The sequence below is a fragment of the Pseudoalteromonas sp. SG45-5 genome (genome assembly GCF_014164085.1).
GTDB classification, from domain to species: domain Bacteria; phylum Pseudomonadota; class Gammaproteobacteria; order Enterobacterales; family Alteromonadaceae; genus Pseudoalteromonas; species Pseudoalteromonas aliena.
This window is the reverse complement of sequence record NZ_JACJEM010000034.1, coordinates 42,754-51,873: the sequence shown is the minus strand read 5'-3', so window position 1 is coordinate 51,873 and position 9,120 is coordinate 42,754. Positions and strand designations below refer to the sequence as shown.

At 37.6% G+C, this 9,120-nt stretch carries 9 protein-coding genes and 2 tRNA genes; all 11 read left to right on the top strand.

Annotated features, from left to right (window positions below):
• Positions 1-261 precede the first annotated feature (261 nt).
• A tRNA-Ser gene (locus tag H5119_RS12265) sits at positions 262-352 on the top strand.
• A gap of 83 nt (positions 353-435) precedes the next feature.
• Positions 436-526 (top strand) — tRNA-Ser (locus tag H5119_RS12260).
• 709 nt (positions 527-1,235) lie between these two features.
• Positions 1,236-2,105 (top strand): LytTR family DNA-binding domain-containing protein, encoded by an 870-nt coding sequence (locus H5119_RS12255; RefSeq protein WP_182702434.1) that lies wholly within the window; start codon positions 1,236-1,238, stop codon positions 2,103-2,105.
• A 119-nt stretch (positions 2,106-2,224) separates the two neighbouring features.
• Positions 2,225-3,046: a CPBP family intramembrane glutamic endopeptidase gene (locus H5119_RS12250; RefSeq protein WP_182702433.1), complete on the top strand. Its 822-nt coding sequence runs from the start codon at positions 2,225-2,227 to the stop codon at positions 3,044-3,046.
• An 11-nt stretch (positions 3,047-3,057) separates the two neighbouring features.
• Positions 3,058-3,306 carry a hypothetical protein gene (locus H5119_RS12245; RefSeq protein ID WP_182702432.1) on the top strand — a complete coding sequence of 83 codons (249 nt, stop codon included), beginning with the start codon at positions 3,058-3,060 and terminating at the stop codon, positions 3,304-3,306.
• A 180-nt stretch (positions 3,307-3,486) separates the two neighbouring features.
• Complete coding sequence (locus tag H5119_RS12240) at positions 3,487-3,867, top strand: hypothetical protein (protein WP_077537777.1); 381 nt, start codon at positions 3,487-3,489, stop codon at positions 3,865-3,867.
• Between the two features lie 128 nt (positions 3,868-3,995).
• Positions 3,996-4,454, top strand: a complete 459-nt coding sequence (locus tag H5119_RS12235; protein WP_077537778.1) for a GAF domain-containing protein — start codon at positions 3,996-3,998, stop codon at positions 4,452-4,454.
• Positions 4,454-4,732 carry a hypothetical protein gene (locus tag H5119_RS12230; RefSeq protein ID WP_002961910.1) on the top strand — a complete coding sequence of 93 codons (279 nt, stop codon included), beginning with the start codon at positions 4,454-4,456 and terminating at the stop codon, positions 4,730-4,732. Before H5119_RS12235 ends, H5119_RS12230 begins: the two co-directional genes overlap by 1 nt.
• A 15-nt stretch (positions 4,733-4,747) precedes the next feature.
• Positions 4,748-5,398 carry an RNA chaperone ProQ gene (proQ, locus tag H5119_RS12225; RefSeq protein WP_182702431.1) on the top strand — a complete coding sequence of 217 codons (651 nt, stop codon included), beginning with the start codon at positions 4,748-4,750 and terminating at the stop codon, positions 5,396-5,398.
• Positions 5,399-5,423: 25 nt separating this feature from the next.
• The gene (prc, locus tag H5119_RS12220; RefSeq protein ID WP_182702430.1) at positions 5,424-7,448 is read left to right on the top strand and encodes a carboxy terminal-processing peptidase; all 2,025 of its coding nucleotides are present in this window, start codon (positions 5,424-5,426) and stop codon (positions 7,446-7,448) included.
• 181 nt (positions 7,449-7,629) lie between these two features.
• Positions 7,630-9,093: a Na+/H+ antiporter NhaC gene (gene nhaC, locus H5119_RS12215; RefSeq protein ID WP_182702429.1), complete on the top strand. Its 1,464-nt coding sequence runs from the start codon at positions 7,630-7,632 to the stop codon at positions 9,091-9,093.
• Positions 9,094-9,120 lie beyond the last annotated feature (27 nt).

Genomic DNA, 9,120 nt, shown 5'->3' with positions numbered 1-9,120 from the left:
GGCGACAAAATCAGCTTGGATGGTTTTGATGAGTTCAGGGAAAAAATAATAAGGCTCATTGGTGGACATGCGTTGCATTTATATAAAATCCAAAAAGTTGCCTAGGGGTCTGATCAATGCCTGATAAAAGTTCATTAGCGATTAAATTAAAAACACTTTGCTCTAAGTTTGGACAAATCAATTGTTTTTTAATCACTTAAACAATTAATTTAAAAAAAAGCTTCACAAAAGGCACCGCTTTCCCTATTATGCAGGCCGTGCGGAGAGATGGCAGAGTGGTCGAATGCACCGGTCTTGAAAACCGGCATGGGTTTATAGCCCATCTAGGGTTCAAATCCCTATCTCTCCACCACTTATTTAATAAGTGTGTGGTAATTAAATTATCATTCATTTAAATAGTTATTAGTTCACTCTTACTTTTAACTTAGCAGTATCGGAGAGATGGCAGAGTGGTCGAATGCACCGGTCTTGAAAACCGGCATGGGTTTATAGCCCATCTAGGGTTCAAATCCCTATCTCTCCACCATATAACAAAAAAGCCCGCTAAATTAGCGGGCTTTTTTTTATCTATAGAAAACTAATACCAATCTGCTTATATATGGGGTCTATTTAACGTTAAGAAAATTACGCTAGAACTAGGCAAAAATTTTTATATCTAGTTGTTCTAAATAAAAAATTTTTAACGACGTTATAGTGAAATTTAATTCGTTAAATTGATCAAAGATTTATGCAGGTTGGTATAAAATGCATTATTGTTAAATAGAGTCTATATAGGCCGATTAGGGCCTTTTATCTTTCGAGCTTGAATTTACAGTAGACTGTTTGGTTTTTGCTCAAGGCAGAGCCTATGTTATGTGGTTATTTTCCCATAAATAGGCGATAACGCAGCTCAAATGCCAAGCGTGCGCTGCTCTTGGGTTCGTGCTAGGGAACGCTTTGTTGCCTACATGTAGTATGTAGGTAAGGGGCGTGAGCAGGACGCGGATGTTTTACTCAATTTTTACTTATTCTTACATGAATGTAAGCCTGTAGGGTAACGCAGGAGCAGTTACCAAACCGACTAAGTATAAAAAATCGCCTAGTTATAGCGCAATTTCTTTATCGTTAAATAGACTTCATATATAAGCTGATTGGTATTACTTATCATTTTATATTTACTGAGAAAATGAAACCAGTAATTAGCGATGAATTTGTGGTATTTTATTAGCAAGCGTGTTTTTAAAGGTATGTAAAATATGACGTTGTGGCTTAAAGATGATTTAGCGTCAAGAAAGTTGGTTGTATACAGGGCAATTTTATTTTCGATAGTAACTCTATTTATTCTATTCGTATTCCAACCTTTTGGTACAACCAACGATACTGAACCTTATAAATTACTCCGGCTTTCAGGTTACGGCTTAGTCACGTTTTGCGCTTTATTGCTTTCGGGTTTTATTGAGATCTTTTTAATTCGGTTAAACCTTAGCAATAAACTTCGAATAATAGTGACCCCCAGCCTTTATATTTTAGTTACTGCTTTGTTTAACCACGGATATTTTGTTGTTGCTATGTTAGGGGCTTGGCATTGGCAAAACCAAATACTCTTCATTGTATATACATTAGCAGTTGGGTTATTCCCGATTAGTTTCATATTTGTTGTCAATCGTCATGCAAAGCATATGGTCTTAACAACTGAAAAAATACCGGTTGTTAAGACTAAACAGCGTTCTTGTGAAGAGGTAGAAAAAAATAACGCCCCCCCACACCCTCTAATAACACTTATTGGCGATAATAAAGGTGACAAGCTAACAATTGCGCTATCGGATATATTGTTTATTAAGTCAGCCGATAATTACTGTGAGCTCGCAACGATAGAAAACGATGTTGTTTCTCATAAATTGCTGCGTATAACGTTAACTGGTTTATTAAAACAATTACCCCAAAATACATTTTTATATCGCTGTCATCGGTCTTATGCAGTTAATTTACAATTAGTCGCAGTAAGTAAAGGGAATGCCGGAGGATTACAGTTATCGATGAACTCATTTGATTTCACAATTCCAGTTTCGCGAACTTATGTTGATGTCATTAAACAAGCCTTGTTGTTAACCCCTGATGTTTGTTGATGACCCCAAAAACATGTAGTTAGCACCTAAAAATGAAATTTAGCCCTAATTGATCGATTTCATAATTAGTGATTGCCATGATTAAGTTGAATTTAAAATTGTAACTTAAGAAGGTACGTATGAAACATACAATTAAAGCACTGCTACTAATTACCACATTTATATTTTGTCATTACATGATGAAAGAGTTCTGGGGGGATAACTGGGTAAGTGTCCTATCTGACCTTGATCAACAATCAGCCCTTTTGTTATTTCCTGCTAAATACTTGTTTATTTATGGGCCATTGTTAGTTGTGGCAACATTATTATTTAAACATGAGAGTTGGTACAACGTTTTAGGTGTCGACATTGAAGGTTTTCAACGTTATTTACTCGCAGCGGTAGTCTGTTGCACACCTATGGTGATAGGTTACGCTTATTTGAGTAACGCGCTAAACCTTTCAATTACGGGGATAATTACAGGTTCAATATACGCGGGAGTTTTTGAAGAAATAATTTTTAGGGCTGCTTTGTTCGGCGTGTTATTTCGTTTTTGTCGTTGGGGGTTTATTCCCGCCGCATTAATTAGCTCAACGATATTTGGTTTGGGTCATATTTATCAAGGACATGATGCTATTTCAGCTGTGATGGCTGTTGCAATTACAACAATTGCAGGAACTTGGTTTGCGTGGTTATTTTGCGAATGTGGATACCGTATTTGGTTTCCATTATGGATGCATATATTTATGAATGCGGCTTATGGCATATTTAGCATGTCAGGTGGTGCAGCAGGGGATTTAAAAGGCAATTTGTTCAAGGCAACTGCAATAATTTTAAGCATACTCTACGTAAATTTACTTATCCGTCGTGGTAAACCGCGCCAAATAACACTCTTCACACTATTTAAAAAACGTCTAGGTTTTTCGTCTAAGCATTATAAATTAGCAACACAAAACACTTAAAGGAGATAATAATGTTTGAATTATTTTTAATTATAATGATTTTTTTGTCGCCTTTTTTACTTTTAGTGCTAATTAAAAATTACTTTACCTATAAAACGACTACTAAAGAAAAGTCACTTTTATTACAAGATAAAAATCAGAAAAATACGATTGTTATGCTGCAAAGAAAGTTAGACGTTTTAGTTGATAGAGTCATAGTGCTTGAAGAGTTGGCGATAAATAAAAATATCGATTTATCACAAAAAATAGCTCAGTTGTAACTACTGAGCTATTTTTTATTTCTTTTAAAAACTGGGCTTTTATTACTTTATTAAATTACCTAGCTTATATGTTGTATGTTTTATCATCATAAGTTACGACCATAGTCTCTATTTCTAAGCTTTAGATCTTGGTGCATGCTTAATACATTAAATTTTATACGCTGTATTAAGGATTATTAGATGAAACATCAACTTGCAAAAAGCGTCGCGCTTTCATTATTGTCCCCGGTGATTGTTGGCAGTTTATTAGGTTTGTATTATGCACTAGCGTTGCAGGGGGATTTTCTATCGGTATTTTTTCAACTGCTGATGACGGCTATATCAAATGCGCATATTGTAGGTTTAACGATGGCGGCTTTTGTTGTGCCTGGATACTTGTTGATGTTTAAATATTCTAAGGTTAACTATTCAGGTGTTTTGACACTTGGTTTATTAGGTGGCGCTATATTTAGTTATTTGTTGAGTGCATCAACGGGTGAGATATTTTTAATTAATAGTGTAATGTCGGCATTCGCAGCTGGGCTGTTTTTATTTGGACTTCGTAAATCGATAAAAAAATAATCGCAGCATTATTGACCAAGCACGCTGATAAACGGTGCGATTTCCTTTTTTTTACCTCCAAAAGGTTCCAATTTTTCACGACAAAGAGTACCTTTAGCTACTGTCTGTTTAATAAGAAGTAGTTTGGTATGCAAAAGCACGATTTTTACCAGTCATTAGTTAAGCAAACTGAATCACTAATAGCTGGTGAATCTAATGTAATTGCCAATATGGCAAATATAAGCGCGCTATTATTTACCTCTTTAGAAGATGTAAATTGGGCTGGCTTTTACTTTATGGATTCTCCTACTGAATTAGTACTTGGCCCGTTTCAAGGTAACCCTGCATGCATCCGTATTCCAGTAGGAAAAGGGGTATGTGGAACGGCTGCGGCAACCGCAGAAACGCAATTAATTGAAGATGTTCACGCTTTTGATGGGCATATAGCCTGTGATGCAGCGTCTAACTCTGAAGTGGTTGTACCTATCATGAAACATGGTAAAGTATTTGCTGTACTCGATATCGATAGCCCTAGTATTGGCCGATTTGATACTGATGACAAAGCCGGTCTTGAAGCGATAGTTAAATGCTTAGAGGCGAGCCTGTAATGAAAGATTTGCTAAATGTTCAAGACTACCTATTTGCTGTGCAAGATGTTGGCGATTGGGAAGGCGAAGAAGAACATGTAGCGGAAACGCTCAATGATTTGATTCACATTGCTTGGGATCGTCTTCCAGATGATTCAGAATGTGAATTTATTGATGAAACAATTAATGGTATTTGGGAACACCTTCGAGGTGATATGGCTGTTATTGAAGCCGATTTCGAAGAGTTGGTCGACTGGGTAACACACTACGTCGATTCGTCCCTTGATGAAAAGATGTGAAAAATAGGTTCTAAAATGGAAACCACAAACAAGCTAAAAGATATTAATGAAGTGTTGGAATTTTTATATAAAGAATTTCCACAATGTTTTAAACAAAAAGACGGTATCAAGCCGCTTAAAGTCGGTATCTTTAAAGATATTGCTGAGCGTATTGAAGGGTCTGATAAAGTAAGCAAGACTCAAGTACGTCAAGCGCTAAGAAAATATACGTCTAACTGGCGCTATTTAGAAGCTGTGACTAAGTCAGAGTTTCGTATTGATCTTGATGGCAATCAAGGTGAAAAAGTTGAGCAAGAGCATATCGACCATGCACAAAAAGCATTGGAAGAAAGCCGCGCTAAAATGGCAAAACGCAAAAAACAACAGCGTCCTCGCCAAGATTCTGATGCTAAGTCTTTCAAGAAAAAGCCAGCACATGCTAGCAAAGCAGGTGATAAAAACGCCTCCACTGCTAATAAACCAGCTAAAGTAGTACCGGCTAAACGTTCAGGAAAAATTGAACCTTTACCAGCAACTGAGGTCAAGGTTAATAATAAGGTTAAGGTTAAACTTGGCCAAGCACTTGTAAATGCAGTAATCACTGAAGTGAACAAAGATGACGTTCATGTTGAATTAGTGACGGGTATGCAAGTTAAAACCAAAGCTGACAGTTTATACATCGTTTAAACTGTAAATAAATTAAGGAGTTTGTATGAGTAAAAAGTTTACGCTCATTCCGTTAGTTGCTGCCCTGTTTTCAGGTTCATTATTTGCTGCTGTTGAAGCCGTCACAATTGACGATCTACCCCAGCTCAAACAAGAAAGTCAACATGGTACTGCCAGCAAGCGCGTGGCTAGCTTATTTACTCGTTCACACTATATCCCAGTTCGATTTAACGATGAGCTTTCTAGTAAAGTGTACGATCGTTATATCGAATCCCTTGATTTTAATAAAAGTGTTTTTTTAGCCAGCGATATTGCCTCTTTTGAGCAATATCGTGATGACTTTGATAATGCTTTAACTACCGGTAAGGTAGGCTTCACATTTGATATTTTTAATTTAAGCCTTAAACGTCGTTTTGAACGTTATGAGTATTCATTAGCATTACTTGAAAAAGAGATGACCTTTGACAAAGAAGATGAATACTTTTTTGATCGTGAAGATGCCACGTGGCCAACGTCTCAGGCTGAGCTTGACGAAATTTGGCGCGAACGTGTTAAATACGATGCATTGCGTTTAAAAATGACAGGTAAAGATTGGAAAGGTATTAAAGAAGTGCTTACCAAGCGCTATAGGAATGCCCAAAAGCGTTTAGTACAATCAAACGCTGAAGATGCATTCCAAATAGTACTAAATTCTTTAGCACGCAGTATTGAAGCGCATACATCTTATTTATCGCCACGCCGTGCAGAGCAATTTAAAATGGATATGGACCTAGAGCTAGAAGGCATAGGTGCAGTATTAAGTCCAGATGAAGATTACACGGTTATTCGCAGTTTAGTGCCAGGTGGCCCTGCGGATAAAACCGAACAGATTAAAGCTGATGACCGTATTATCGGTGTTGCTCAAGATGGTGAAGAGTTTACTGATGTCATCGGTTGGCGTTTAGACGACGTCGTTGATTTAATTAAAGGTCCTAAAGGGACTAAGGTGCGTCTGCAATACTTAAAAGGTGCTGATGCCCATGGTACGCCTAAAACAGTTGAAATTACCCGTGATAAAATTCGCCTCGAAGATAGGGCGGCCAAATCAGAAGTGTTTGACGCTAAATATTCAGACTTAACCAGTAAAATAGGGGTGATCGAAATACCTGGTTTTTACAACAATCTTTCCAAAGATGTAAAAGTTGAATTGGCAAAGCTTAAAGAAGAAAAAGTGGATGGTATTATTATCGACTTACGCCAAAACGGTGGCGGCTCTTTATACGAGGCAACGCAGCTTTCAGGATTGTTTTTTGACCAAGGCCCTGTAGTTCAAATACACACTTTAAATAATCGTATTGAAGAACAAAGAGATCGTGATGGTATTACCTATTACGATGGCCCGCTTACAGTGTTAGTTGATAGATACAGTGCGTCCGCATCTGAAATATTTGCAGCAGCAATGCAAGATTATGGTCGAGCGGTTGTTATTGGCGAGCAAACATTTGGTAAAGGCACGGTACAACAGCACAAACGCTTAGGTCGTAAGTATGATTTATACGATAATCCACTTGGCAGTGTACAATATACTATTGCTAAGTTTTACCGCATTAATGGTGGTAGCACGCAGCATAAAGGTGTGATCCCTGACATATCGTTTCCTTCAGCAATCGATCCTGCACAGTGGGGAGAAAGCAAGCAAGACAATGCACTGCCATGGGATAGTATTGTAAAAGCTAAATATGATAAGCTGGATAATTTAACGCCAGTTATTACGCAGCTTCAAAAGCAACATGAATTGCGTATTAAGTCAGAGCCAGAATTTAATTATGTACTTACTGATATTGCACGCTACAACGAAGAAAAGGACCGTAAAACAATTTCGTTAGTAGAAGCTAAGCGCGTTAAAGAAAAAGATGAAAACGAAGCACGCACACTTGTACGCACTAATGAGCGGCTTAAGCGTTTAGGTAAAGATCCGGTAGAAAACTTAGATGATTTACCTGAAGTCATCGAAGAGCTAGATCCATTTTTAGAAGAAGCGGCGTTAATTACTCAAGATTATATTAAGTATGGCCGTATAGCTAAGCAGTAACAACTGGTTTTACCTCTATAAAAAAGGCGCTTATGCGCCTTTTTTACTACCTATAATTTACTAAATTGTTATAATCTCTGATTACATAAAGTTGAGCCAGATCAAAGGTGCTCAATTAATGCGCTAATTGTGCTTAAAATAATAATTAGACACACCTTAAGTGTGTGTAGGAGTCTCTACTTTGAAGCCATTGGAAGATAAACCAATTAAACCCGCCTCGTTTTTTGATGCACTTATTCCGATTTCAGTTTTGATCTGTTTGCTTGGAGCTGCCGTTTACTTATTTGGCGATAACTCATCATCGGGTCCAAACCAAATTGCACTTTTATTTGCTACTTTTGCCGCTGCGTTAATTGGTCTTAAAAATGGGTACACTTGGAAAAAACTTGAGCAAGCCATGATTGAAGGGATCACACTTTCACTTGGTGCTATTTTGATTTTACTAATGGTAGGTGCCTTAATTGGCACATGGTTACTTTCGGGAACCGTACCAACCTTAATTTATTATGGCTTGCAGGTTATCAATCCGAGCTGGTTTTATGCAGCTAGCTGCTTAATTTGTGGCATTGTTGCAATGAGTATTGGTAGTTCATGGACAACAGCTGCAACAATCGGTGTTGCGTTATTAGGTGTTGCAACGGGTCTTGGCCTTGAGCAAACGGTCACAGCAGGTGCGGTTATATCGGGCGCATACTTTGGTGATAAATTAAGCCCGCTGTCAGAAACCACAAACTTAGCGCCAGCAGTGGTGGGTGCTGATTTGTTTGAGCATATTCAACACATGCTTTGGACCACAGTACCAAGTTTTGTGATTGCGCTTATTATATTTATTTTTATGGGCTTTAATGCAACGGCTTCAAGTGAAGCGGGGCGCATTGATGAGATAACAGCTATTTTACAGCAAAACTTTAATATTGGTTTTGAAATGTTAATACCGCTTATAGTATTACTTGTATTAGCGATTAAAAAAATGCCAGCGTTTCCAGCTATTTCAATTGGCGCAGTTGTGGGTGCTATTTGGGCTATGTTGTTTCAGTCTGATTTAATTAGTAGCCAAATAGATATTTCCCAAGGACAGTTAGTCGGGTACTTTAAGCTTGTTTGGACCACCTTTTTTGATGGTTTTAGCATAAGTACAGGCGATGATAAAATGGACTCACTCCTTAGCGGTGGCGGTATGTCAGGTATGCTAACAACCACGTGGCTTATTATGACTGCACTGATGTTTGGTGCCATTATGGAAAAAACAGGCCTTTTGGATATTTTTGTTAAAAGCATACTTAAAATAGCTAAAAGCACGGGCTCATTAATTGCTGCCACTATTGCTACTTGTATTGGTACCAACGTTATTGCGGCCGATCAGTATATTGCTATTGTTGTACCAGGGCGTATGTTTAAAGACGAATATAAAAAACGTGGGTTAAAGCCTGTAAATCTATCTCGTACTTTAGAAGATGGCGGCACGATCACGAGTCCACTAATCCCGTGGAATACATGTGGTGCTTACATGCAAAGCGTTTTATTAATAAATCCTTTTGATTATGCTCTTTACGCTTTCTTTAACTTGATAAACCCAGTTTTAGCGGTTATTTATGCCTATTTAGGTATTAAAATCTTACGCATTAAGCCAAAACAATCTGCCTAATTTAAATAGCTCCTTTTAACTCAAAAG

Coding starts and splice junctions, on each gene's coding strand:
- H5119_RS12240 (WP_077537777.1), top strand. CDS start 3,487: ATGAAACATCAACTTGCAAAAAGCGTCGCGCTTTCATTATTGTCCCCG.
- H5119_RS12245 (WP_182702432.1), top strand. CDS start 3,058: ATGTTTGAATTATTTTTAATTATAATGATTTTTTTGTCGCCTTTTTTA.
- H5119_RS12255 (WP_182702434.1), top strand. CDS start 1,236: ATGACGTTGTGGCTTAAAGATGATTTAGCGTCAAGAAAGTTGGTTGTA.
- H5119_RS12235 (WP_077537778.1), top strand. CDS start 3,996: ATGCAAAAGCACGATTTTTACCAGTCATTAGTTAAGCAAACTGAATCA.
- H5119_RS12250 (WP_182702433.1), top strand. CDS start 2,225: ATGAAACATACAATTAAAGCACTGCTACTAATTACCACATTTATATTT.
- proQ (WP_182702431.1), top strand. CDS start 4,748: ATGGAAACCACAAACAAGCTAAAAGATATTAATGAAGTGTTGGAATTT.
- prc (WP_182702430.1), top strand. CDS start 5,424: ATGAGTAAAAAGTTTACGCTCATTCCGTTAGTTGCTGCCCTGTTTTCA.
- H5119_RS12230 (WP_002961910.1), top strand. CDS start 4,454: ATGAAAGATTTGCTAAATGTTCAAGACTACCTATTTGCTGTGCAAGAT.